Below are 24480 nucleotides of genomic sequence, written 5' to 3'. Positions count from 1 at the left end.
CGCGTGTAAAGCGTGCTTGACTATAGTCAAGCACGCTTTACACAGCTCAGCAGGAGGACGACATGACCCCACGACCCAGGTCACCGGTGTGCGCTGAGCCCAGGTGCTCGAGGACTTTGTCCCGCCCGCCCCGGCGCTCAGCGATCTGCACCGCCGTCGCCCCCGACGCCGTCCGGACCTTACGCACGAACACCACGGTCCGACCCTACCCACCCGATTAGTGTGTCGCCGACCCCCGCCACAGGACCCTGACCAGCGACAACACCGGCCAAGTCAGCCAGGAGCTCTCAAGTGGCACGAGTCAGGCCCTGCACGGGCAACGGTTCGACCTTGGACTTGGGCGTTCCCTGGGGTTCACTGAGCCCGTGCGCAGGGCCCTGGGCACCATGTCCGCGCCACCGAAAGACTTCGCATCCGCCATTGAAGCCGTACGCGAATACCTGACCGGCAGGGCGGATATCACGATGCGCCCGGCCCACAACGGCCACATCCCGCTATTCGTGTTGGGGACCGGAAGTGGCTTGAAGATCGCGGCGCGCCTGGGTCTGCCGGCGGTGGTCGGTGGACCGTTGCTCACCGCCGGGCCGGAGGCCTTCGACGAGTACCGCTCCACCTTTTGCCCCAGCGAGCAACTGGACGAGCCGTACCTGATCGCTTCCACGGAGATCTTTGTTGCGGATTCTCCCTCCGAGGCGCGCGAACTCTCTCTGCCCGAAGCGTGGGCCATGTCCGAATCGCGCCTCACGGGAGCTTTTCCGCCGCTCGAGCCGACGACGTCGCTACCGGATTCCCTGACGCAACGGCAGCAACGCAACGTGGCCAAGGCATTGGCCCCCGTGACCGCGGGGACCGAGGACCAGGTTTTGAGCGCAATCAGTGAATTGCTCGTGCGTACCGGCGCGGACGAGATCATGAGCACCGCCTCGACCTTCGACACGACCGCGTTGTACACCTCTGATGCGCGGCTGGCCGCCGCCGTCGCCGCCACCTTGTGAGCGCCCAGACCTCACACCGGGACCTCCCAACGCAAGGACCGCAAGCGTGGAAGCGGGCGCCAAGGACGCAACCACGGCCACGGCCCCCGCTGTGTCACAGGCTCACGTTGGCCCGGAATCCCATCTTGGAGACCGTAAGGATCAGTTTGGGTTCCCCGGTGAGTTTTCGGATCCGGGATATGGCCATGTCGATGGCGTGGTCGCTGGGCGCCGCGGGCACTTCACGGCGGATGGACTGGCGAGTCACCAAGTCCCCTGCGGCCTGCATCACCACGCGTGTGATGTTGGCCAGGTGGGAGGGCAGTTCCACGCGGCGTTCCCCGCACAGCAGATGCGCGCCGCGCAGGGTGACCTGTCCGAACGGCGTGTGCGGCAGGTCCACGGTCTGTCTTTCCAGGTGGGTGGTCAGTGCCCGCACCAGGGACCCCATGCGGGGGCGGTCCGGGATCAGCGGTGTGATTCCCGCCCGCTGCAACGGCTCCGCGGTTACGTGCCCCACGGCCACGCTGAGCACACGGTGACGCAGTGCTTCGAGCAATGGCTCCATGGTCCCTTCCTTCTGGGCGCGTTCGAATAGCGCTTCCACCGCGGGGGCGGAGGTGAAGGTCACGGCGTTGACGTGTTCCTTGATGATTGCCAGCATCAGCTGGGAGACTGCGGCCACATCACGGGGCTGTTCCCATCGATAGGGCTGGACTACGGTCAGGCGCGCGCCGGCGCGTTCGAGGCGTTCCACGTGTGCGTGGTCCACGGCCCCGTGTTGTTGGAACACCACGTGTTTGTCGGCCACGCCGCGGCTCAGTGCCAGGTCCACCAGGGAGCTCGTAGAATCCTGCGATGCAACCCCCTGCTCCACGAGCCCGAGGCTCTTGATGGCCCCACGGGCCTTGGCTCCGCGCACGAGGATGTCAGCGCCCTCGAGCGCCGCACACAGTTGGGATCGTGTTCCACCGGCCTCCGCAGCCTCGAACCATCCGCGCACACCGTGCCCCGTGGTGACCAGCAGCACCCCCGGTTTGTCCTCGATCACCTGGGCGGAGGCCCGGTGCAGCGTCTCGTCGTTCTCGGTGGGCACGATGCGCATGGTAGGCGCCTTGAGCACGGTGGCGCCGCGCCGTTCGAAAGCCTCCGCCTGGTCCTCGGCCCGGCGTGAGGCGGTCACAGCGATCACGAAGCCGGTCAGGGAATCCGACGGAGCCACGAGCACCTTCTCGCTCGCCTTGACCGTCGACGACGCCGTCCCAGGTTCCTCCTGAATCCGACCATCGCGAATCCCCCGGCCCGGGATCCCGCCGTCCCGAATTTCGGCTGCGGGTTCCGCGGTGGGCCCGCGTGTGAGCGGAGACTTCAGTGGCTCAGACTCTTCTGAGCGCTCGTTTGAAACTCTCTCGATCAACCGCGCGAGGTCATCGCCCAGTTCGACCACGTGCCCCAGCACGACGATCGCAGGGGAGCTCACTCCCTCGTCGGATACCACACGCGCAATGGAGCGCGCTGCGGATGCAAAGACCCGCTGCCGCTGTGTGGAACCCTTTTCGACCACCGCGGCGGGCAATTCCGGATCCAGGCCGTGCTTCACCAGACCGGCCATGAGCTCGGGCAGGTGCGCCAACCCCATGAGCACCACCAGGGTGCCGCCCACCTTGACCAGGCCTTCCAGCTCGTCGGGAGCGGGCACCTCATGACCGGAGATCACGGTGAAGGAGCGGTTGATGCCGCGGCACGTGACCGGGATACCGGCAGCCGCGGGCACCGCGATACTCGAACTGATCCCGGAGACCACAGTGACCTCGATGCCCTCCCCCTGCAGGGTCCGCCGTTCCTCGGCGCCGCGTCCGAACACGAACGGGTCCCCGCCCTTGAAACGCACCACACACGCCCCGGCGCGGGCGAACTCCACCAGGGCCCGTTCAATCAAGTATTGGGGCATCTTGTGATGGCCGGGGTCCTTACCCACGTTCACCAGCAGGGCTCCCGGGCACAGTTGCTCGAGCACCGCGGTGGGTGCCAGTTTGTCGTAGAGCACCACGTCCGCCCGCATCAGGTGCTGCCGGGCCGCCTCCGTCATCAACTGCGGGTCACCGGGACCACCACCCACCAGGGCCACACCGGGCCTGCCCGAGCGCAGGGTCGAGAACGGTTTGCCGTGCCTCCTGCTCAAGGCACGCCACCGCTTGGTCTCCGCGGCGTCGTCGGCGGCGCACACCACGGCCGCGGCACCGGACGCTGCAGCGTCGGCGTCGAAGTCCGCGGCCTCCGCGCCCACGAAGGTGCAGGCTTCCAACGCGGTGCGCACCGATTCCCGGGCCGGGTCCGCTTTCACACCCAGCCGCCGGGCCACCCTAGCCAGCGCATCCCCGCGGGCACACAGTTGCTCCGCGGTGCCCGCAACGCTCACCCTGGCACCGGCGCGGATCAGCCGGGCGACCTCCAGCGGCGCGGCCGGGCCGGTTCCCACGAGCAGGACCGGACAACCGTTCCAGTCGAAATCACTCATGCACCGATCCCGATGGTCGGCCCGGAGATCATCACGCGCTCACCGGCGGTCGCCGGACGCACCTGCCCGCGCTCGGGCACCTGCACGATGGTCTCGTCCGTTGCCTGCGGGTCATTGATGAACGGCGTGAAACGCGCCAGCTTCACCGGGTCGTTGAGGGTTTCGGCCCACTCATCGCGGTAGTCGGCCACTAGATCGCCCATGGCCGATTCCAGTTCGTCGCAGATCCCCAGCGAGTCCTCCAGGATTACCTCGCGGAGATGGTCCATGCCGCCCTCCAAGGACTCGACCCACGGTGCGGTGCGCTGCAGCCGCTCGGCGGAGCGGATGTAATACATGAAGAACCGGTCGATGACCTTGACCAGCATCCTGTCATCGACGTCGCTCACGAGCAGTTCCGCATGCCGGGGGGTGAACCCGCCGTTACCGCCCACGTAGACGTTCCAGCCCTTGTCCGTGGCGATCACCCCCACGTCCTTGCCGCGCGCCTCGGCGCACTCACGGGCGCACCCGGAGACGCCGATCTTGAGCTTGTGCGGGCTACGCAGTCCGCGGTATCGGTTCTCCAAATGCACGGCCATGCCCACGGAATCCTGCACGCCGTAGCGGCACCACGCCGAACCCACGCAGGACTTGACCGCGCGCAGCGACTTTCCGTAGGCCTGACCGGATTCCATGCCCGCGTCGATCAGCCGCTGCCAGATTTGCGGTAACTGCTCCAAGCGCGCGCCCAACAGGTCGATACGCTGAGCACCGGTGATCTTGGTGTAGAGGTTGAACTCCTTGGCCACCTGGGCGATCACCGCGAGCTTCTCGGGGGTGATTTCGCCCCCGGGGATGCGCGGGACCACTGAATACGTGCCGTCTTTCTGCATGTTGGCCAGAGCACGGTCGTTGGTGTCCTGCAGTCCGTCGCGGCCGCCGTCCAACACGTGCTCGTGGAAGGCGGTGGCCAGAATGTTGGCGACAACCGGCTTGCAGATGTCGCAACCGCGGCCTGTCCCGATTTTCTCGATGACTTGGGTGAAGCTCGTCAGGCGGGACAACCTGATGGCCTCGAACAGCTCGGGACGGGACAGTTCGAAGTGCTCGCACAGTCTTTTGGAAATTTTGAGACCGGCGCCTTCCATTTCCTTGGTCATGATCTTGCCGACCAGTCCCACACACGATCCGCACTGCGTCCCGGCCTTGGAACACTTCTTGACCGAGGCCAGGTCGTGGCAGCCCTGACCCACGGCCTGCTTGATCTCGTGCACGGTCACGTTGTTGCACGAACACGCCACCAGATCGTCGGGCATTTCCGCGTCGGGAACGTCGCCACCGCCGGAAAGATAGGCCCTGGGCGCTCCGGGCAGTTGGCGGCCCAGCAGCGCGCGCAGGCTCGCGTACGGTTCCGCGTCCCCCACGAACACCCCGCCCAGCAGGGTCCTGGCGTCGTCGGAAAGGACGAGTTTCTGGTAGACGCCCTCGACCGGGTCGGACATGACCACGTCCAGGGTCCCGCTCTTCCGGGACAGCGAGTCGCCGAAGGAGGCCACGTCCAGGCCGTGGAGCTTGAGCTTGGTGGCGTCGTCGATCTCGGTGAATTCGTCGTCACCGCCGGTCAACTGCGCGGCCACCACCTCGGCCATGGCGTTGGCCGGTGCCACGAGGCCCACGCACGTTCCGTCGAAGCTGGCTACCTCACCGATCGCCCAGATCCCGGGGGTCGCGGTGCGGCACGCGGTGTCGATGGGCACGCCACCGTTGGGCGCGGTCTCCAAACCGGCGTCGCGGGCCAGCTCGTCACGGGGCGTGATGCCAATGGCCCACACCACGAGGTCCGCCTCGATCAGATCCTCGCCCACCGCCACCCCGCCCACGGTGGACGGGTCCGCGGCGGCGGGCAGCACCGCGCTGGGGCGCTGTCCCAGGTGTAATTCGATCCCGCGCTGCTCGATGGCCCGGTTCAGGGTCCGCCCGCCGCCCTCGTCCAGTTGCGAGGACATCAGCCAGTCCCGCGAATGCACCAGATGGGTTTCGAACCCGTACTTGACCAACCCGCCGGCGGCCTCGAGACCCAGCAGTCCGCCGCCGATCACCACGGCCTGGGGCGGCTTCTCGGGGCCGCGGGCGCTACTGAGGGCCTCAACGTTGGCCCGCATCCGATCGACATCGTTCACGGTGCGGTAGACGTAGACTCCGGCCAGGTCATTGCCGGGCAACGGAGGCATGGTGGCGGCCGAACCGGTCGCGAGCACTAATTCGTCGTAGGCTAGTTCCGTCTCACCGTTGACGTGCACGCTCTTGCGCTCCGGGTCGATGCTGTTGACCCACGCATTGGTGACCAGGTGGGTCCGTTCGTTCCACATACCCACGTTGGTGAGGCTCAGATCGTGGTCCGGGTCCCAGTGCTTGGCCAAGTTGACGCGGTCGTAGGGAGCCACGCTTTCTTCTCCCAGGACGACGACGTCGCTGCGGTCGCCGCGCCCGCGCAGGGCCGTGACGAAGCGGTGTGCTGCGGGCCCCGCGCCGACCACCACGACCCTGCGTTCAGACACGGAGGTCGGGAGGTCGCGGATGTTGATGAGTTCGGGCATGGGGTTCTCCTAGGAGTTGGAACGTGTCTCCACGGTAGAAATCGAATGTCACCCGGCCGTTGTCACTTTCTTACGGCCGTGTAAATTGCGCCTGCGTCGGACCTAGAAATCCAGGCCGACCTGGATGATTCCGTCGACCACTCGAACGGGGTAGGTCTCCACGGACAGCTCGTCATTGGTCAGGCACTCACCGGTTTCCAGGTTGAAGACCGCCTTGAGCAGGGGCGAGGCAATGGTGGGGACGCCACCTGATTCGCCGACAATCCCGCGGGAGAGCACGGAGGCACCGGTGTCCGGGTCCACGTTGGAGCTCGCGTACAGCCGGTCGTTCCAGGTCCGGTACAGGGCGATGTGGCGGCCCTTGAGCAGGGCGGCCGCGCCGACGTCACGTTCCAGACGGTGTTCTTCGACCACGGGGGTCCAGGTGAGGGTTTCGACGGCGGTGGAGTGGGTCTCGCGAGTCAGAACGGTCATGGCGGTTCTCCTTGGCGACTGTGGTGCATACAAGTGGTCGGTGTGGCGGCTCAGGCTGCCATGGCTTGGGAGACCACGGATTCGAGTTTGTCCTTGCACCCGCCGCAACCGGTGCCGGCGCGGGAACATTTGGAGACCTCGGCCACGGTGGTGGCTCCGGCGGACACGGCCTGCTGAATGGGTGCCAGGGTCACCCCCGCACACCGGCAGATGATGGACTCCGGGGTCAGTTCCGGTGCGGTATCCGCGCCGCTCGGGGTGTCCGCGGCAAGCAACACGGAAGGGTCACCCGGGGCGGCACCGGATCGTTCGAACAGCATGGCCAGTTCGGCACCGGCCTCCGGCGCCCCCAGAGCCACGAATCCGAGGATGTTCCGATCGCGCGAGACCACCTTGAGGTAACGCCCGGTGCGTGGGTCCTCCCAGGTGGCCACGTCGACTCTCGGCTGCTCGAAGGCTCGAGCGTGCACCGAGCCCGCAGCGGTGAGGCTCACGGCCTGCGACTTCATGGTGATCAGTTGCGACACCTGTGAAGGAACGCGGTTGTGGGTGCCGTCCAGAATGTCCGCCAGGGCTTGCGCCTGCTGCCACCCCGGGCCGATCAGCCCGCTCGGGGCGGAATCCTGGTAGTCGATAGCCATACATTCTGGGCACACGGGATTGCTGCACAGCACCTCCGCGCAGTCACCGATCGCGTAGATGTTCGAGGTGCCGTGGACCCGCAACTGATGATCGACCAAAATCCCACGATGGGTCGGTAGCCGCACTTTCTTGGCCCACTCGGTACGGGGCTGCGCTCCGATGGCCGGAATCAACGCGCCGGCTTCTCGCACGGTTCCATCGTCCAAGACGACCCCCGTGAAGCGACCACCCTCACTGCGCACGCCGTTGATGCCCCCGGGGATCACCTGGATACCGGCCTGCCTCAGCACGTGGGCCAGCATTCGGCTGGCGTCAGGATCCAGCTGCCGCGGCATCAGGTCCTGCCCACGGTGGATCAAGCTCACCTGCACTCCGTGCTCGGCAAGGTTGAGCGCAAGCTCGATCCCCAGAATCCCACCGCCGAGGACCAGGACATCCTGGCCCGTCTCGACCACCTCGCGTAACCGCCGAGCGTCGGACATGTCCCGCAAGGGGTGCACTCCGGGTAGGGGGATGGAATCCAGGTGGCACGGATCCGTGTCCAGAACGTCCAATCCGGGGACCCGCGGCAGAACGGCGCGCGCTCCGGTGGCGAAGATCAGATCGTCAAAGGAGATCAACCGGTCATCAGTGGTGTGAAGGTACTGCCCGTCCAAGGAAATGTCGCTGAGCGTGGTACCCGTGAGGAACGTTACCCCCTCCGGGAAGTTGGTCTCATCGCACGCGAGGTCCAGGTCTTGCGGGGTGCTATGCCCGGTGACCAGGTTGGCCAGCAGGATGCGGTTGTAGGCACCTTCCGGCTCGCTCCCGATCACGCACACGTGCACCCGGCTCTGGGCAAGGGGTTCCTCGAGTTCTTCGATCAGGCGGGCGGCCACCGGGCCGAAACCGATGATGACTATGCGACGCACTGTTCCTCCTGGGACACCCACACGCGGGTGGCTTTGAATTCCGGCATCTTGGACAGCGGGTCCGTGGCCGAGGAGACCAAACGGTTCACACTGTTGGACCCTGCGAAGTGGAAGGGCATGAACAGGGTGTCGCGGCGGATCTGTCGGGACAGCCGAGCCCGGGCCTGCACGGTTCCCCGCTCGTTGTGCAAAGTGAGCAGCTGCCCCTCGACCACCCCGTAGAGGTGGGCGGTCTCCGGGTTGATCTCGACTCGCCCGTCAGGATCCGAGGCGAGCAGTTCCGGGACCCGTCGAGTTTGGGCACCCGACTGGTAGTGGCCCAGCAGGCGGCCTGTGATCAGGGTCAGCTCGGCCCCGTCGAAGATCCGCTCGGCAATCGCCCGGGGGGACACGTCCGCCAGGGTGGCACGGCCGTCCGCGGTGGGGAACGAGTCCCGGAACAGGCGCGGTGTGCCCGCGCTGCCCGCCGGGTAGGGCCAATAGCACGCCCTCTCCTGGTCGAGCAGGTCGTAGCTGAGACCCGAGTAGTCCGCGCGGCCACCGGCCGAGGCTCGGGTGAGCTCCTCGAACATCTGCTCCGCCGTTCCGAAGAACATGGTGGAACCCAACCGGGTGCTCAGCTCGGCCAGCACGGCCAGCTCGTCGCGCGCGGCGCCGGGCAACGGCAGCGCCCTACGACGGCGGATGACCCGGCCCTCCAGGTTGGTCATGGTGCCTTCTTCCTCCGCCCACTGCGCCACCGGCAGGATCACGTGCGCCAGCTGAGCGGTCTCCGACAGCACGAAGTCACTGACCACCAGGAAATCCAGGTCGGCCAGTGCACGGGTCACCCGTGTGGCATTCGGGGCGGAGACCACGGGGTTGGAGCCGTGAATCATCAGTGTGCGCACCCCGTGGTCGGTGCCGCACGAGAGCAACAGTTGGGTGGCGTCAATCCCCGGACCGGGGATGTCCTGCTCATCGATGCCCCACACCGAGGCCACGTGCGCTCGGGCCTGCGGGTCGTTGATGGAACGGTAGCCGGGCAGCTGATCGCACTTCTGACCGTGTTCGCGCCCGCCCTGGCCGTTGCCCTGCCCGGTCACGGTGCCGTACCCGCCGGGTTCGCGGCCCGGCAGCCCCAGCAGCAAGGCCAGGTTGATGGCGAGGCTGGTGGTGTCCGAGCCATTGGTGTGCTGTTCCACGCCGCGCCCGGTCAGGACGAACGCGCCCCTGTCCTTGGCCGTGGCCAGCCCGCGGGCGACCGCCCGGATCTTGGCGGCGGGGACACCGGTGAGGCTCTGGACGTGTTCAGGCCAGTAGCGCTGGGCGGTGCGCTTGAGCCGGGCGAAACCATTGGTGCGGGAGGCCACGTAGGCGGCGTCGTAGAGGCCCTCGGCAATGACCACGTGGATCAGGCCCAGCAGTAGTTCCTGGTCGGTTCCGGGGGTCGGTGCCAGGTGGATCCCGCACTCGCGTTCCTCCGAGCGGGTCAGGTCCGCGGTGGCGGACTCGCGCAGGTCGATCACGAACAGCCCGCCGTGCTCCCGCGCGGAGGCCAGGTGCTGGACGAACGGGGGCATGGTGTCCGCCACATTGGAGCCGATCAGTAGCACGGCGTGCGCGCGGTCCAGATCGGTTAGTGGGAACGGTAGGCCGCGGTCCAAACCGAAGGCCCGGTTACCGGCGGCCGCCGCCGAAGACATGCAGAACCGGCCGTTGTAGTCGATCCGACTGGTTCGCAGCACCGCGCGGGCGAACTTGCCCAGTGCGTAGGCCTTCTCGTTGGTGAGCCCACCGGCTCCGAAGATCCCCACCGCGTCGCGGCCGTGCTCACGCTGGGTGCCCCGGATCGCCTCGGTGATCGCTGTCAGCGCGTGGTCCCACGTGGTGGGTTCCAGTCCGTGGGCCGTGCGGATCATCGGCTGGGTGATCCGATCCCCCAGGCCCAGGACCTTGGCCGCGGAGCTGCCCTTGCGGCACAGTCCGCCGCGGTTGGTCGGGAACTCGCGCCCGGTCACCGTCACGGGTTCGCTCGCGTCCGAGTTGGGGGTCAGTGTCATGGCGCACTGCAGGGCGCAGTACGGGCAATGGCTGGCCACCCCGTGGCTCGCGGGCGGTTCTTGGGTGATGAGGGATTCAGACACGACCGTCTCCGAACGTGGTGCCCTTGCGGGCGTAGACGCCCCACGTGATGGCCAGCAGCACCAGGTACCCGGCGGCAAAACCGATAAATGCGCCGTCGTACCCGCCCGTGTTCTCGTGGACGATGCGAAGTACCTGCGGGATCAGGAACCCGCCGTAGGCACCGATCGCGGAAATGATGCCCAACGACGACGCCGCGGCGCGCGTGGCTTTCTGGTCGTCGCCGTAGGCCAGCGAGAACGCGGTGGGGATCATCCGGTAGGTCGAACCGTTACCCATGCCGGAGGCGATAAAGAGGACCAGGAAGCCCAACAGGAACAGCCAGAAGTTACCCAGCCGCAGCAGCCCGATGATCGCCAGCGCCATGATGGCCATGACAGCGAACGCTGCGATCGTCGGGCGGGCACCGCCGAATTTGTCGGCCAGCTTCCCACCGTAGGGACGAGCCAGGGAACCGACCAGCGCGCCGAGGAACGCCAGGGACAGTGTGGCCGCGCCGATGGTGAAGGCGGAGAACTGCGGAAACGTGTCCGCGATGAGCTTGGGGAACACACTGGCGAAGCCCATGAACGACCCGAAAGTACCGATGTAGAGCACCGCGATGACCCACAACTGCCCATGTTTGAGGGCGGCCAGATACGAGCTGACGTCCGCGGTGGCGTGGGAGAGACTGTTCATGCAGTAGTACGCGCCAACCGCACCCAGCAGGATGAACGGAACCCAGAACCAGCCGGCCAGGCTGACCATAGGGCCACCGGTCAACAGCACACCACCGGCGGTGATGACAATCGGCACGGTGAACTGCGCGACGGCCGAGCCCAGGTTTCCGCCGGCCGCGTTCAGACCCAGCGCCCAGCCCTTCTCCTTGGCCGGGAAGTAGTAGGTGATGTTGGTCATCGACGAGGCAAAGTTGCCGCCACCGAAACCGGCGAGCGCGGCCACCGCCAGCAGCACACCGAACGGGGTGTCCGGGTTGCCCAGGCACATCCCCATGCCTACGACCGGCAGCAGGAGCAGCAGGGCGGAGATGACCGTCCACATGCGGCCACCGAAAATCGGAACCATGAACGTGTACGGGAAACGCATGGTGGCGCCCACGAGGCTGGGCACCGAGATCAGCCAGAACTGCTGCGAGGTGCTCAGCGAGAAACCGGCCGCGGGCATGGCCACCACGGCCACGGACCAAAGCTGCCACACCACGAAACCCAAGAACTCGACATAAATGGACCAGTTCAGGTTCCGGCGGGCAATGCCCCGGCCCTCACGATTCCACTGTGTCTCGTTCTCGGGGTTGTATCCGTCGATCCACCGGTTGGGCCGGTGCCGTAACGGTTCATCGACAGCGAGTGTGTCAAGGTCATCCAGCAGACCTTGTTGACGCGTATCCAGTGACATGCGTGGCTCCTTCGGTCGTCACCATTACGAAGAAACCTACGGGCAGGCTGTTTCACCCAGCCGACCAGGCCGGTTACAGAGGGGTAACAAATAATTCACTGCCCCCAGCGACCCTGTGAGAGCTTGTCCGCGCTCGAGATCCCCATGGCGGACTCACCTGCCGGAACCCTCAGTGGGGCGCTAGCCTGAGGTGCATGTCCTCCCCCGAGCAGATCCCCACCGAGATCCTCGAGCTTGCCCGTAACGCACGGCGGGTGACCGTGCTGACCGGCGCGGGGATGTCTGCCGAATCCGGTGTTCCGACCTTTCGCGATGCGCAGACCGGGTTGTGGGAACGTTTCGATCCCACGGAGCTGGCGACACCGGAGGCCTGGGAGGACGACCCCGCCCAGTGCTGGGCGTGGTACGCCTGGCGTGCATCCCTGGTGCGCGGCGCCCAGCCGCACCCCGGGCACTTGGCGATCGCCCAATGGCAGGCTTACCCCGACATGGACCTGCGGATTTCTACCCAGAACGTCGACGACCTGCACGAGCGGGCGGGGGCCACGGTTCTCGCCCACGTTCACGGAGACCTCTTTGAAGGCTCTTCACAGATGAGGGTGTAGCTGTGGTGCGACCTGGGGCGGCGCGTCGGTGTCGGGGTGAGGGTCGAGGTCTTCCGATGATGGGAGTTCTCACACAACCCGTCCGGAAGACCTCGACGTGCCTGACGCTACCTTCACGCGCCCTGACCTGACTACCTTCACCCGCCTCGACGGCCTCGGTCTGGAGGTCACCGGCCAGCTGCTCGAGCCTGACCGGTCCGTGCTGGCGTGCCGGGTCGTGGAGCCGGACGACTGGTGCAGGCGGTGCGGCTGCCAGGGCGTGCCCCGTGACACGGTGAGCAGGGAGTTGGCGCACGAGCCGTTCGGGTGGCGCCCTACCACGCTGGTGCTCACCGTGCGCCGCTACCGCTGCAAGGAGTGCTCGCACGTGTGGCGTCAGGACACCACCGCTGCGGCGCCGCCGCGGGCCAAGATCTCCCGCGCCGGCCTGCGGTGGGGTCTGGTCGGGATCGTCGTCGGCCACCTGTCGATGGCCCGAGTTGCCGAAGGACTGGGCGTGGCGTGGAACACCGCCAACGACGCGGTCCTGGCTGAGGGCCGGCGTCTGCTCATCGAGGACCCGACCCGCCTGGACGGTGTCAAGGTCGTCGGGGTCGATGAGCACGTGTGGCGGCACACCCGGCGCGGTGACAAGTACGTCACCGTGATCATCGACCTCACCCCGGTCCGGGACGGCACCGGGCCCTCACGCCTGCTGGACGTGGTCGAAGGTCGGTCGAAGAAGGCGTTCAAGGACTGGCTGGCCGAGCGGGACCAGGCTTGGCGCGATGGGATCGAGGTCGTGGCCATGGATGGGTTCGCGGGCTTCAAGACCGCCACCACCGAGGAGCTGCCGGACGCCGTCACGGTTATGGATCCCTTCCACGTCATCCGGTTGGCCGGGGACGCTCTCGATGAGTGCCGCCGCCGAGTCCAGCAGGAACTGCACGGACACCGCGGACGCAAGGGCTACCCGCTCTACACCGCGCGGCGGACCCTGCACACCGGGGCTGACCTGCTCACCGACCGCCAGCACGAGCGCCTTGACAAGCTCTTCGCTGGGGACCGGCACGTGCAAGTCGAGTGCACCTGGGGGATCTACCAGAGGATGATCTCCGCCTACCGTCACCCCGACCGGGCAGCCGGCCGCGTCGAGATGAGCTCCGTGATCGACGCCCTCGCCGACAGTGTGCCTGAGGCGTTGGTAGAACTGCGCAAGCTCGGCCGCACCCTGACCAGACGCGCCTGCGACGTCCTGGCCTACTTCGACCGGCCGCGCACGAGCAACGGACCTACCGAAGCCGTGAACGGTCGCCTCGAGCACCTGCGTGGCCTGGCCCTCGGCTTCCGCAACCTCACCAACTACATAGCCCGCGCACTCCTCGAAGCCAGCGGATTCAGACCACACCTACACCCCGAATTGTGAAGAGCCCGTAAAGTTGGCGCGCTGTGCCCGGCCGAGCGGGCAGCACAAAATCTGGTGCGGTCGGGGACCAACGTGCTTGCAGACGCTGAAACGTCCACGTGGGGTAAATAATCATCGGTCGTACGGAAGCGAGCTGAGCTGGAACCTTGGCCTGTGCCTGTCAGTGCCTGACAGGAAGCTACCCGGGTTCACGCGGAGGGAGCGGCCACGGCTCAGCCACATTGGTCATCCCTCGCTCCATGGCCCAAGCAGGCCAACACGCACGATGATACCGGTGGGTGTTCGGCTTGAATTGGATTCCTCTGGGCGTGCCCGGCGAGAAGAGACAGGGGCGCTTAGGCGCGCTTCGTGAGCGGGCCCTTTGACTTTTCATGGATGGGCTGTCGAGAGACTTCCCTTCGGCGGGATAGAGCTCTCTCGTCTCACCCCACGCTCGGTGCCGTGGAGCTGAGGGAATATGGGGTGGTCGCAGGCCGGAAGGGGGTCCTTACCTGTGACTATATACCCCCTATGGGTATATAGTCACAGAGATGAACACGCCCGCCACCACCCACCCCACCGATCACTCGGACTCCCTCTCGGGCCACGACATGCACGACCACGCCCCCTCCAACCCCGCAGGTCACGACATGTCCAACATGGCCGCCAGCGCCACCCTCCACTGCCTCACCGGCTGCTCCATCGGCGAGATCCTCGGCCTGATCCTGGCCACCGTGTTCGGGTGGGGCAACGTCACCAGCACCGCCGTGGCCATCGCCCTGGCCTTCGTGTTCGGCTATGCCCTGTCCTCCCTGCCCCTGCTGCGCGCCGGCATCAGCGTGGGTCGGGCCCTGCGTCTCGTGCTCGCCGCGGACACCGTCTCCATCCTCACCATGGAGGTCGTGGACAACCTCGTCATGTGGCTGGTCCCCGGTGCCATGGACGCCGGCCTGCTCGACGCCCTCTTCTGGGGCTCCATGGCCCTGTCCCTCGTGATCGCGTACTTCGCGGCATACCCGGTGAACAAGGCCCTGCTGCGCCGCGGCAAGGGCCACGCCATTACCCACCACGCCTCCGGCGGCGGCCCCATGGACAACCGCCCCCTGGCGTACGGCATCAGCGCGTTCATGCTGGGCGGCTTCGTCGCCTCCCTCGGTACCCTGCTGTAGGGCACCCTGCTGTAGGGAACCAGTGAAGCAGGGTTCCGCTGCCACCGCGCACTCCCACCAGAAACCCGCCCGTACCGGGGTCCAGCAACCCGGGCGGGCCCGCAGAAAGGATCCTTTCCCATGCGTCGACTTCCCCTCACCCTCGCCGGTCTCGCCATCCTGGTGACCGCCACCGCCTGTTCCGCCGGTTCCGATTCCGCGGACCATTCCGCCCACGAGGGCCACGAGACCAGCGCGACCTCCAGCGCGACGAGCCAGGCGACGTCGTCCTCCGCGAGTGGCACGCCCAGTGCGAGCCAGGGCGGGCACGAGCACATGCACGCCATGGACGGTGGCCCCGCCCCGGAGGGCATCACCGCCGCGGAGAAGCCCACCTACCCGGTGGGCACGCAGGTCACGCTGACCGCCGACCACATGGAGGGCATGAAGGGCGCCCCGGCCACTGTGGTGGGCGCTTACAAGACCGTGGCCTACGCCGTGAACTACACCCCCACGGACGGCGGACCCGAGGTCACCAACCACAAGTGGGTCGTCCAGGAGGAACTCCAGGGTGCCGGTTCCGAGCGCCTCGCGGACGGGACCGAGGTCACCATCGAGGCGGACCACATGCCCGGCATGAAGGGCGCCACGGGCACCGTTGCCTCCTCAACCACCCAGACGGTCTACATGGTGGACTACGAGGCGGACGGCATGACCATGACCAACCACAAGTGGGTCGTGGAGAAGGAGATGAAGCCCCGCGGCTGATTTCACCGCACCAAGCGTCATCTCCCGCCAACCTGCATGTTTTCGAATACTCTTGGCTTCATCTCCTCCGCTGCCGCGGATTCGGAGCGTGTCCATCCCCCCAGACACACGGAGCGCCCTCGTGAGCCCTGAACACCCGTCCGTCCTCGTTGCGGACGACGACCCCGACATTCGCGACCTCGTGGTCTTCAAACTGCAGCAGGCGGGATACGAGGTCCGGGCGGTGGAGGATGGCACCGCTGCGCTGAGCGCGCTGGAGGAAGGCATCCCAGACATCGTGGTGCTGGACGTCATGATGCCCGGTCTCAGCGGACTGGACGTGCTGCGCCAGATCCGTGCCACCGAGGCTCTGAAACACCTCAAAGTGGTCCTGCTGACCGCCCGAGCCAGGGACGCGGACGTGGACGACGGGTACAACACCGGTGCGGACGAGTACGTCACCAAGCCCTTCAGCCCCCGTGAGCTGCTGCACCGTGTGAACAGCCTCCTCGGCCGGGGGCGGTGACCCGCAGTGGCGACCCCCACGGTGGTCTCCGCGCAGCTGCTGTCCTGGGTGCTGTGGGTTCTGGTATGGGCCGCGGCCCTGCTCCTCGCGACCGTCCTGGGAACGCGTGCAGGCCGGCAGTGGCGTGAACGCCGGGACGCGAAGCTGCTCGGTGAGTTGCGCCCCGCAATGCTCGAGGTCGCGTCCGGTGAGGACGACGACGCCTCCGCCCTGCGCCGCCTGACCGCGGTGCCCCGGCGCCGCGTACCGGTGGTGGACCGCGCCGTCTCCGCGATGCTCTCCAAGGTCAGGGGGGAGCCCGCCCGTGCTCTGGCCAGGGTGCTCGACGCCCACGGACGCGCCGAGTGGGCCATCGCGGGGCTCTCCTCCCACAGCGCGGTGCGCCGTGCCCACGCTGCCTGGACCCTCGGGCTGATGCGCGCTCGCGAGTCCGCGCCCCGGATCCTGCCCCTGCTCCAGGACCGTTCCGCGGACGTGGTGGTTGCTGCCGCCCGTGCCCTGGCGCTGCTCGGCGACGGCTCCGCGGCCCGCCCCGTGCTGCGCGCGGTGGCGCCGCGGCGTCGTCCCCGCGGACTGCCCAGCTGGGTGGCCGTGGAGTCCCTGTGCGCCTTCGACGACGCAGCGGCACCCGTGTTCGAGGAGGCCACCCTGCACCCGGACCCGGCGGTGCGCCACGTGGCGGCAACTGTGATCGGAGTGCGCCCCGTGCCAGGTGCCGCTCCCGTCGTGCGTGAGCGCCTGGCACAGGAGACCGACCCCCGGGCCCTCACCGCCTTCGTCGGCGCCCTGGGATGGGTGGGGGGAGCGCAGGACCTCGCCGTCCTGTCCGGGCTCGCCCGCCACCGGGACGAGAGCGTGGCGCTCGCCGCCGTGGAGTCCCTCGAACGGCTGGGTCTGCCCGCCTCCGTGGCGGCCCTGGGCCCCCTGGTCGAGGACACCCGGCCCCGGTTGGCGGAGCGGGCCGCGGTGGCTCTCACCGAACTGGGCCCTGCCGGGCGGGAGCGGCTGCTGGGCGCCCTGGACGGGGACACCCCTGCCGTGCACCCCGCCCGCTACGCGCTGCAGCTGAGCGCCATGAGAGGAGCCGGCCGTGGAGTGGTTTGAGCTGCTGCGCGGCGCTGTGGCCGGGATCCTGGCGTTCATTGCGGTGCCGGTGCTGATCTACTTCCTGCTGATCAACACGTCCTACCTGGTGATGATCGTCCTGGCGGCGGTGGACTTCGTGGCCTACCGCCGCCGGATCCCGTTCGCGGGGCGGGAGGAACTGATGCGCTCCCGCACCATGCCCGGCATCAGCGTGGTGGCACCCATGCACAACGAGGAGGTCGGCATCCGCGTGGCCGTGGAGTCCTTTCTGTCGCTGCAGCACCCGCGCCACGAGGTGATCGTGGTGGACGACGGCAGCACCGACAACGGTTTCGAGGTGCTGCGCCGGGCCTTCGACCTGGTGCCGGTGTCCCGGCAGATGCCCGAGGACGTTCCGGTGCGGGAGGCACCGACCAGCATTCACGTCCCACGGGACGGGCGGACCCGGCTGACCGTGGTGCACAAGCGCAACTCGGGCCGCTCCGACTCCACCAATGTGGGCGTCAACCTGGCCCGCGAGGACCTGGTGCTGTTCGTGGACTCGGACTCCATCCTGGACCCCGGGGCGCTGCTGACGGTGTCCCGGCCCTTCATCGAGGACCCGATCTCCACGGTCGCCGCCGGGGGAGTGATCCGCGCCGTCAACGGGTGCCGCGTGAAGGGCGGCCGTGTCCTGGAGGTGCGCATGCCGGGCACGCCGCTCGCGGACATCCAGGTGATGGAGTACCTGCGAGCCTTCCACCTGGGACGCGCAGGCTGGTCCCGGATCAACGCGTTGCTGCTGATCAGCGGCGCGTTCGGTGTCTTCCGCCGGGATGCCCTCGTGGCGGTGGGAGGCCTGGACGCCTCGAGCATCGGTGAGGACTTCGAACTGGTGATGCGTCTGCACCGGACCTTCCGCAGGCAGCGCCGGCCCTACCGCGTCACCTTTCTCACGGAGCCCATCTGCTGGACGGAGGTCCCCAGCACCCTGCCCGTGCTGCGGCGGCAGCGGGCGCGCTGGCACCGGGGTCTGTGGGAGACCCTGTGGGCCTACCGGGACATGCTGTTCAACCCCCGCTACGGTCGGCTGGGTCTCGTGGCGGTTCCGTACTACTGGCTCTTCGAGCTGATCGCCCCGCTGCTGGAACTCGCCGGGCTGGTACTGATCGCGCTGGGCTTCGCGCTGGGACTCGTGTCCTGGCAGTACTTCCTGTTGTTCATGCTCGTGGCCTACGCGTACGCGATCATCGTGACCCTCGCGGCCGTGACGATCGAGGAGCTGAGCTACCACAAGTACCCCCGCTGGCGGGACCTGGGCATCACGCTGGGCGCGGTGGTCCTGGAGAACCTGGGCTACCGCCAGCTCACGGCGTGGTGGCGCATGGAGGGCTGGGTGGCTTCCCTGCTGGGGCGCCGCCAGCAGTGGGGCACCATGACCCGTTCGGGTTTCACGGAGGTGGACGGATGAGCGCCCGCTTCCCGGCAGTGACCCGCGTGCGGGACGGTGTCCGCCACCGCGGGGTGCGCGCCATCCTCATGCAGGTGCTCGCCCTGTTGTGCCTCGCACTGCTCTTCACCGGCGCCACCGCACTGTGGGGACTGCACACGGTGCAGCTGAACGTGGCCGCCACGCGCACCACCATCACACCCCTGATGGATGCCACGCACCAGGTGGAGGCCACGCTGCTGCGCGCCCAGACGGCCGCGCGGGGCTACTCGGTCAGCGGAGACCAGGCTTTCGCGCGGGAGTACGCTGAGGCCACTGCGGACCTCACTGCAGCCCAGGACGTCCTGGGTGAGGTGGCGGCCGGGCGGCTGCCGCAGCTGCGGTCCTTGAACGAGTCCGTGGACACGTGGCTCGGTCTCACCCGGGAACCAGGGAGGGACACCCCGCGGAGATCTCTGGACCTGCCCACTACGACATCCGCCATGGACCGGGCCCTCGGCACACTGGAGGACGTCCGGGCGGACGCCTCCCGCCTGCGGGAGCAGCGCAGAGCGGATCTGAACCGGTCCATGACCCTGGCCGCGGCCGCCGTGGTAACTGCCGCGATGCTGTCGATCGCGGTGGCGTTCCTCGCCCTGGGCCGCGCGGACCGCGCCCTCGGGGCGCCGCTACTCGCGCTGCAGTGCACGGTTGCGAGGCAGCGCGCGGGCGACCACGACGCCGTCGCGGACACCTCCCACGGCGCTGCGGAGGTGGTGGATCTCGCCGCGTCCTTCAACGCCTTCACCCGCGAGGCCCGGGACGTGGTGGAGCAGCGGGAGCGCACCCTGGAGCAGCTCACGGAGCTCAACCGCCAGAAATCCGTGTTCGTCTCCACCACCAACCACGAGCTGCGAACCCCGCTCACGTCCATCAGCGGCTATGTGGAGATGTTCCAGGACGGGGACTTCGGCAGTGTCGGCCCGGAACAGGCCCGCGTGCTGGAAGTGGTGCGGCGCAACACGGAACGGCTGCGGCTGCTGATCGAGGACCTGCTGCTGATCAACAAGCTGGACCAGGACCAGGAGAACCGCTCGGCGCGCCACCGTGTGCTGGACCTCGCGGAGTGCGTGTCCGGGGTGGTCACCAATCTCGTTCCCCAGGCCGCGGCGGGCGAGGTGACCGTCCACGTGGACACGGACGGTTCGTGGCCCGTGTTCGGGGACTGGGACCGTCTGGAGCGGGCCGTCACCAACGTGGTGGGTAACGCCATCAAGTTCACCCCGCCCCACGGTGCCGTCTCGCTGACGCTGGAAGGCACGCCCGATGGCACGGGAGTCCGCCTGACGTGCACGGACACCGGGATGGGCATTCCCGAGAAAGAGGTGGGGTCCCTCTTCACGAGCTTCACCCGGGCCTCCAACGCCACGGCCCAGCAGGTGCCCGGAACGGGACTGGGGCTCGTGATCATGCGCACCATCGTGGAGCAGCACGGGGGGTCCGTGGCCCTGGAGTCGGTGGAGGGGGAAGGCACCACCGTCACGCTGAATCTCCCCCTGGCGACCCAGCGGAGCGAACCGGTGCAGCGGGTTGTGGCTACCGATGCTCCGTGATGCTCTCCTGAATGAGAATTGTTCGCAACCATGAGGTTCCGTGAAGGCTCGCACCTCGCTCCGCTCCCTCAAGCAGATCCCCGGCTCGCAGGTGGTCCGCCGCCGGGGCAAGACCGACGTGATCAACAGGAAGAATCGGCGCATGAAGGCTCGTTAGGGCTGAGCCGCGCGCGGGGCGCCCCCGGGAGCCGGTTCGTGCGGCGTCGGCGATCACCGTGGGGTGCGTAAATTACTCCTGGGCTGCCCCATGTGACGAGCAACCGGGGGTAGCGTCCGCTGGGGGCGAATCCTTGCTGTGGCAAACGTTTGTGCATGCCACCATGGCGACATGGCTACTACCGATTCCACCAGCACCCAAATTCAGCTCGTCTCCCGCCCCGAGGGGTGGCCCGAGCACGAGAACTTCCGCACCGTCACCGTGGACCTGCCGGAGCTGCAGGACGGAGAGGTGCGCGTGCGCAACGAGTTCATGTCCGTGGACCCGTACATGCGCGGGCGCATGCGGGACGAGAAGAGCTACGTCCCGCCGTTCGCCCTGAACGAGACCATGACCGGCGGCGCCATCGGCCGCGTGGTCGAGTCCCGCTCCGAGGACCTGCCCGAGGGCACCCCCGTGCTGCACCAGTACGGCTGGCGCGACCTCGCCCAGGGATCTGCCAAGGAGTTCACCAAGGTCGAGGAGCTGCCCAACGCCGAGCTGTCCGTGTACCTGGGCGTGCTGGGCATGACAGGGATGACTGCGTATACCGGGCTCACCCGCATCGCCGGGCTGAAGGAAGGGGACCGCGTGTTCGTTTCCGGTGCCGCTGGCGCCGTGGGCTCCACCGCGGGTCAGATCGCCAAGCTGTTGGGCGCCTCCTACGTGATCGGTTCCGCCGGCTCGGACGAGAAGGCCCGGATGCTCACCGAGAAGTACGGCTTCGACAAGGTGCTCAACTACAAGGATGCCCCCATCCGTGAGCAGCTGGCCGATGCTGTGGGTGAGGATGGCGTGGACGTGTACTACGACAACGTGGGCGGCGACCACCTGGAGGCGGCTCTGGACGTGCTCAACCGTCACGGCCGTGTGGCCGTGTGCGGTGCGATCAGCCAGTACAACTCCACCGAGCGCCCCTGCGGCCCGGACAACATGGGCAACATCATCAAGAACTCCCTCATGCTGGAGGGCTTCACCATGGGTGACCACACTGACGTCGCCCAGGAGTACCGCCAGCGGATGGGTGAGTGGTTCACCTCCGGCAAGGTCACCCACGATGAGACCGTGGTGGAGGGCATCGACCACGCCGTGGACGCGTTCCTGGACATGATGAAGGGCGCGAACAAGGGCAAGATGGTCGTCAAGATCTGAGTGACGTCCTCGCCGCGTGGCTGCGCGGCACTGTGACCGTCGTCGAGGAACCGCTCCGCTGCTCTGCGTGGCGGTTCCTCTCCATATCATGGCCGCGTCCGAGCTGCTCCCCGGCGCCCCACGAGAGGAAACCGTGCCCCGACACCCTCTGCCGCATCGCGTGAGACCCGTGCAGATGCTGCGCGCGCTGCATGCTGAACCCGGTCTCGCGGCGCTGCTCGGGGACTGGATGCACGGGGATGCGGTGATCGGCATCCGGCCCGCGCGCGTGCTCGGTGCGGACGAGGACCCGTTCGCCGCTCTGGGCTCCGCGGACGACGACGATCCTCCCGCCGTGGCGCGCGCCGCCCCGCCCAGCACGGGCGGGAACCGGCACGATCTCTGCGCTCTGGCTCGCCCCTGCGCCGAGCCACCCGCCGCCGATCCCGCCCGCTTCGGCGGCGGGTGGCTCGGCTACCTGGGGTACCAGCTCTCGCGTCGCCTGGAGTCGCTCCCGCCCGCACCTCCGCACTCGGGCGGTCTGCCGGAGCACCACCTGGCGCGCTACGACCACGTCCTGGTGCACGACAGCGCGGCGGACCGCTGGTTCTGTGAGTCCCTGCCCGGTGCGGACCCTGCCCGGGTGGCTGAGACGATCGCGGCGGTGGAGCGGGCGCTCGGGGCCGGCCCAGCGTCATCGTCCGGGGCGTCCGCGCCGCGCTCGTACCGGTGCGGGCCGTTCGAAGCCGCCGTGACCGGCGCGGCCCACGCCAAGGCGGTGCGGCGCGCGCTGGCGCACATCCGGGACGGGGACATCTTCCAGGCGAACATCTGCCGAGAGCTCACAGCGGCATTCGACGGTGACCCACTGGACCTGTTCTGCGCCGGGTACGAGCGGCTGCGGCCGCGTTTCGCCGGGTTCTTGCGCGTGCCGGGCGGCGCGGTGGCCAGCTTCTCGCCCGAGCTCTACCTGCGTCGGACGGGCACCGCCGTGCTCACGTCCCCGATCAAGGGCACCGCGCCCGCGGACTCGGACCCCCGCGAGCTGCACGCCTCCGCCAAGAACCGCGCCGAGAACGTGATGATCGTGGACCTCATGCGCAACGACCTCTCCCGCGTGTGCGTCCCCGGCTCCGTCCTGAGCCCCGCCGTGCCGCGCGTGGAGCCGCACACGGGCGTCCACCACCTGGTCGCGGATGTCCACGGCACGCTGCGCCCCGGGCTCGACGACGCCGCCCTCCTGCGCTCCACGTTCCCGCCCGGTTCGTGTACGGGGGCGCCGAAGGTCAGGGCCACCGAGATCATCAACGCCCTGGAGACCACCGCACGGGGCGTCTACACCGGTGGGATCGGGTACGCGAGTCCCGTGGCGGGGCTGGCCATGAACGTGGCCATCCGTACGTTCGAGTTCTCGGGCGCCACGGTGCGCCTGGGTGTGGGCGGCGGGATCGTCGCTGACTCGGACCCGGACGGGGAGGCGTTCGAGACCCTCGTGAAGGCCGCCCCGCTGCTGGATGCGGTCGGCGCCCGCTTCGGGCCCGAGCTGTCCCGGGAGTGGCGTGAGCACGCGGAGTCCTCGGAGGTGGCGACCCCGGCGTGCGTGGGAGGCAGTGGGGCGCCGTTGCGCGCGGCAGCCTCGCTGCGGGACGCGCCCGTGATCCGCTCGACCCCCGACCCCTCCCTGGGGGTCTTCACCACGATGCTCGTCCGCGAGGGGCGCCCCGAGCAGCTGGTGGAGCACCTGGCAAGGCTCGGGAGCAGCGTGCGGGCGTGCTTCTCCCATGAGCTGCCGGGCGCGCTCGCAGAGCAGGTCCTCCAGCGTGCCGCCGGATTGGATGGCCCGCACCGGCTGCGGGTCACGGCAGTTCCGGACGATGGGAGTCTGTGTCTCGAGTTGACCCACGCCCCGCTGAACCCTCCCGGCGCGGCCCCTCCCGTGGATCCGTGGGTGCTGCACCCGGTGGTGGTGCCCGGCGGGTGGGGCCGCCACAAGTGGGCGGACCGCCGCGCCCTGAACACGACACCCGGTCCGTGGTCACCGGTGTGTGACCCGCTGCTGGTGGACCAGAGTGGCACGGTGCTGGAGACCGGGCGTGCAAATGTGTTCGTGGTGCGCGGTGGCGTGGTCACCACCCCGCCCGTTGACGGCCGGATCCTGCCCGGGGTGATGCGCGCCCGGGTGCTCCCGACCCTGCGGGCCGCCGGGTACGAGGTCCGTGAACAGGACATCACTCTCACGGACATCGCTGAGGCGTCGGAGGTGTTCGTGACCAACGCCCTGCGGGGTGTCCGGCCCGTGGGGGAGATCCGCGGTGTGGGTGCGTGGGCCCCTGGGCCTGTGACGGTGTGGGTGCAGCGCGCGCTGGCGGACGCCCCGTGGCGAACGGGCGGCATCGCCCCCATTGACACGACCCGGTGAGGTGAGGATGCTCGGGGCACGGCGCCGTCGTCCGGGCCGCGGAGCTCGGGGCGGCGCACCACGCAACCGCGAAGGAGCGCAGCCATGGGCAAGAACCCGCAGGACGAGAACACCGAGTCGGTCAGCCAGGTGGACACCGACGAGCAGCGCCAGAAGGCCGCCGAGCAGGCGAACACCCAGGAGCAGCAGGAGTTCTTCGAGGAGCAGGCCGGCACGGAGGAGCAGTCCCAGGGCTACGGGCACTGAGCACCGCACCGGGCAGCCGCTGACAGGCGAACCGCCCCGCACCAGGAAGGTGCGGGGCGGTTCTTCTGCGCCGAGTGGCTGCGGGGTCGGTGGCTACTTCTTCGTGTTCTCGAGGGTCTGCTCGTACTGGGCGAGAGCCAGGCCCACGCTCATGAAGGTGGGCGCCCAGTGGCCCACGAAGATGCCCCAGCGGTCCGACTGGGCCTTGGAGTCGTCGCTCTTGAGACGCGAGATTCCCCACGACACGAAGGACAGGGCGATCGAGCCCATGCCTGCGGTGTAGGCGTACTCGGAGCGGATACCGGCGTCGTGCAGGGTCTTCATGATCATGGTGTGATCTCCGTTCTGCTCTGC

At 68.1% G+C, this 24480-nt stretch carries 20 protein-coding genes; 13 read left to right on the top strand and 7 right to left on the bottom strand.

All coding sequences use genetic code 11. The features are described from left to right. Positions 1 to 365 precede the first annotated feature (365 nt). Positions 366 to 995, top strand: coding sequence for an LLM class flavin-dependent oxidoreductase (locus tag J1M36_RS06290; RefSeq protein WP_342358299.1), 630 nt, complete (start codon positions 366 to 368; stop codon positions 993 to 995). Positions 996 to 1089: 94 nt separating this feature from the next. Here J1M36_RS06290 and J1M36_RS06285 read toward each other — a convergent pair whose 3' ends face one another. The 6 genes from J1M36_RS06285 to J1M36_RS06260 form a co-directional block, all read right to left on the bottom strand. After that, entirely contained in the window at positions 1090 to 3492 is a 2403-nt protein-coding gene (locus J1M36_RS06285; RefSeq protein ID WP_082943166.1) for a uroporphyrinogen-III synthase, read from the bottom strand. After that, positions 3489 to 6071, bottom strand: a complete 2583-nt coding sequence (gene nirB / locus J1M36_RS06280; RefSeq protein ID WP_206478900.1) for a nitrite reductase large subunit NirB — start codon at positions 6069 to 6071, stop codon at positions 3489 to 3491. The genes J1M36_RS06285 and nirB overlap by 4 nt, the downstream gene beginning before the upstream one ends. Before the next feature lie 102 nt (positions 6072 to 6173). Then, positions 6174 to 6545: a nitrite reductase small subunit NirD gene (gene nirD / locus J1M36_RS06275; RefSeq protein WP_064845466.1), complete on the bottom strand. Its 372-nt coding sequence runs from the start codon at positions 6543 to 6545 to the stop codon at positions 6174 to 6176. Between the two features lie 50 nt (positions 6546 to 6595). Then, positions 6596 to 8098, bottom strand: a complete 1503-nt coding sequence (locus J1M36_RS06270) for an FAD-dependent oxidoreductase (RefSeq protein WP_206478899.1) — start codon at positions 8096 to 8098, stop codon at positions 6596 to 6598. Then, positions 8086 to 10224, bottom strand: coding sequence for a molybdopterin oxidoreductase family protein (locus tag J1M36_RS06265; protein WP_255359865.1), 2139 nt, complete (start codon positions 10222 to 10224; stop codon positions 8086 to 8088). Before J1M36_RS06265 ends, J1M36_RS06270 begins: the two co-directional genes overlap by 13 nt. Then, positions 10217 to 11617 carry an MFS transporter gene (locus J1M36_RS06260; protein ID WP_085108723.1) on the bottom strand — a complete coding sequence of 467 codons (1401 nt, stop codon included), beginning with the start codon at positions 11615 to 11617 and terminating at the stop codon, positions 10217 to 10219. The genes J1M36_RS06265 and J1M36_RS06260 overlap by 8 nt, the downstream gene beginning before the upstream one ends. 194 nt (positions 11618 to 11811) lie before the next feature. Here J1M36_RS06260 and J1M36_RS06255 point away from each other — a divergent pair, with 194 nt between their 5' ends. The 12 genes from J1M36_RS06255 to J1M36_RS06200 all read left to right on the top strand — a co-directional run bounded on the left by J1M36_RS06255 (position 11812) and on the right by J1M36_RS06200 (position 24126). Continuing rightward, on the top strand, positions 11812 to 12222 hold the full coding sequence (locus J1M36_RS06255) for a Sir2 family NAD-dependent protein deacetylase (protein WP_082943164.1): 411 nt from the start codon (positions 11812 to 11814) through the stop codon (positions 12220 to 12222). Between the two features lie 97 nt (positions 12223 to 12319). Beyond that, positions 12320 to 13627 (top strand): ISL3 family transposase, encoded by a 1308-nt coding sequence (locus tag J1M36_RS06250; RefSeq protein ID WP_206478898.1) that lies wholly within the window; start codon positions 12320 to 12322, stop codon positions 13625 to 13627. A gap of 530 nt (positions 13628 to 14157) precedes the next feature. Next, on the top strand, positions 14158 to 14775 hold the full coding sequence (locus J1M36_RS06245) for a DUF4396 domain-containing protein (protein WP_082943163.1): 618 nt from the start codon (positions 14158 to 14160) through the stop codon (positions 14773 to 14775). Positions 14776 to 14895: 120 nt separating this feature from the next. Further along, positions 14896 to 15522, top strand: coding sequence for a YdhK family protein (locus J1M36_RS06240; protein ID WP_064845462.1), 627 nt, complete (start codon positions 14896 to 14898; stop codon positions 15520 to 15522). 121 nt (positions 15523 to 15643) lie between these two features. Further along, positions 15644 to 16027, top strand: a complete 384-nt coding sequence (locus J1M36_RS06235) for a response regulator transcription factor (protein ID WP_064845461.1) — start codon at positions 15644 to 15646, stop codon at positions 16025 to 16027. Between the two features lie 6 nt (positions 16028 to 16033). Next, positions 16034 to 17131: a HEAT repeat domain-containing protein gene (locus J1M36_RS06230; RefSeq protein ID WP_206478897.1), complete on the top strand. Its 1098-nt coding sequence runs from the start codon at positions 16034 to 16036 to the stop codon at positions 17129 to 17131. Next, on the top strand, positions 17118 to 18563 hold the full coding sequence (locus J1M36_RS06225; protein WP_193519222.1) for a glycosyltransferase: 1446 nt from the start codon (positions 17118 to 17120) through the stop codon (positions 18561 to 18563). Before J1M36_RS06230 ends, J1M36_RS06225 begins: the two co-directional genes overlap by 14 nt. Continuing rightward, entirely contained in the window at positions 18560 to 20134 is a 1575-nt protein-coding gene (locus J1M36_RS06220) for an ATP-binding protein (RefSeq protein WP_206478896.1), read from the top strand. The genes J1M36_RS06225 and J1M36_RS06220 overlap by 4 nt, the downstream gene beginning before the upstream one ends. Before the next feature lie 40 nt (positions 20135 to 20174). Further along, on the top strand, positions 20175 to 20291 hold the full coding sequence (locus tag J1M36_RS06215; protein WP_064845457.1) for a ribosomal protein bL36: 117 nt from the start codon (positions 20175 to 20177) through the stop codon (positions 20289 to 20291). 171 nt (positions 20292 to 20462) lie between these two features. Next, on the top strand, positions 20463 to 21482 hold the full coding sequence (locus tag J1M36_RS06210; RefSeq protein ID WP_085106902.1) for an NADP-dependent oxidoreductase: 1020 nt from the start codon (positions 20463 to 20465) through the stop codon (positions 21480 to 21482). A gap of 160 nt (positions 21483 to 21642) precedes the next feature. Beyond that, a complete protein-coding gene (locus J1M36_RS06205; protein WP_342358298.1) occupies positions 21643 to 23880 on the top strand; it encodes a bifunctional anthranilate synthase component I family protein/class IV aminotransferase in 2238 nt (745 codons plus the stop codon). Positions 23881 to 23964: 84 nt separating this feature from the next. Continuing rightward, entirely contained in the window at positions 23965 to 24126 is a 162-nt protein-coding gene (locus J1M36_RS06200) for a hypothetical protein (protein ID WP_164497787.1), read from the top strand. A 93-nt stretch (positions 24127 to 24219) separates the two neighbouring features. On the opposite strand, the gene J1M36_RS06195 is transcribed toward J1M36_RS06200, so the two are convergent. Continuing rightward, positions 24220 to 24456 carry a hypothetical protein gene (locus J1M36_RS06195; RefSeq protein WP_206478894.1) on the bottom strand — a complete coding sequence of 79 codons (237 nt, stop codon included), beginning with the start codon at positions 24454 to 24456 and terminating at the stop codon, positions 24220 to 24222. Between the last annotated feature and the right edge of the window lie 24 nt (positions 24457 to 24480).

Origin of the sequence: Kocuria sp. KRD140, assembly GCF_017168375.1 — a bacterium.
Taxonomy (GTDB): Bacteria; Actinomycetota; Actinomycetes; order Actinomycetales; family Micrococcaceae; genus Kocuria; species Kocuria marina.
This window is presented reverse-complemented; position numbering and strand designations above follow the sequence as displayed.

Excerpts from the sequence above, each read along its gene's own strand:
- J1M36_RS06200 (WP_164497787.1), top strand. The coding sequence starts at position 23,965 with ATGGGCAAGAACCCGCAGGACGAGAACACCGAGTCGGTCAGCCAGGTG.
- J1M36_RS06245 (WP_082943163.1), top strand. The coding sequence starts at position 14,158 with ATGAACACGCCCGCCACCACCCACCCCACCGATCACTCGGACTCCCTC.
- J1M36_RS06220 (WP_206478896.1), top strand. The coding sequence starts at position 18,560 with ATGAGCGCCCGCTTCCCGGCAGTGACCCGCGTGCGGGACGGTGTCCGC.
- nirD (WP_064845466.1), bottom strand. The coding sequence starts at position 6,545 with ATGACCGTTCTGACTCGCGAGACCCACTCCACCGCCGTCGAAACCCTC.
- J1M36_RS06255 (WP_082943164.1), top strand. The coding sequence starts at position 11,812 with ATGTCCTCCCCCGAGCAGATCCCCACCGAGATCCTCGAGCTTGCCCGT.
- nirB (WP_206478900.1), bottom strand. The coding sequence starts at position 6,071 with ATGCCCGAACTCATCAACATCCGCGACCTCCCGACCTCCGTGTCTGAA.
- J1M36_RS06195 (WP_206478894.1), bottom strand. The coding sequence starts at position 24,456 with ATGATCATGAAGACCCTGCACGACGCCGGTATCCGCTCCGAGTACGCC.
- J1M36_RS06285 (WP_082943166.1), bottom strand. The coding sequence starts at position 3,492 with ATGAGTGATTTCGACTGGAACGGTTGTCCGGTCCTGCTCGTGGGAACC.
- J1M36_RS06210 (WP_085106902.1), top strand. The coding sequence starts at position 20,463 with ATGGCTACTACCGATTCCACCAGCACCCAAATTCAGCTCGTCTCCCGC.
- J1M36_RS06260 (WP_085108723.1), bottom strand. The coding sequence starts at position 11,617 with ATGTCACTGGATACGCGTCAACAAGGTCTGCTGGATGACCTTGACACA.
- J1M36_RS06240 (WP_064845462.1), top strand. The coding sequence starts at position 14,896 with ATGCGTCGACTTCCCCTCACCCTCGCCGGTCTCGCCATCCTGGTGACC.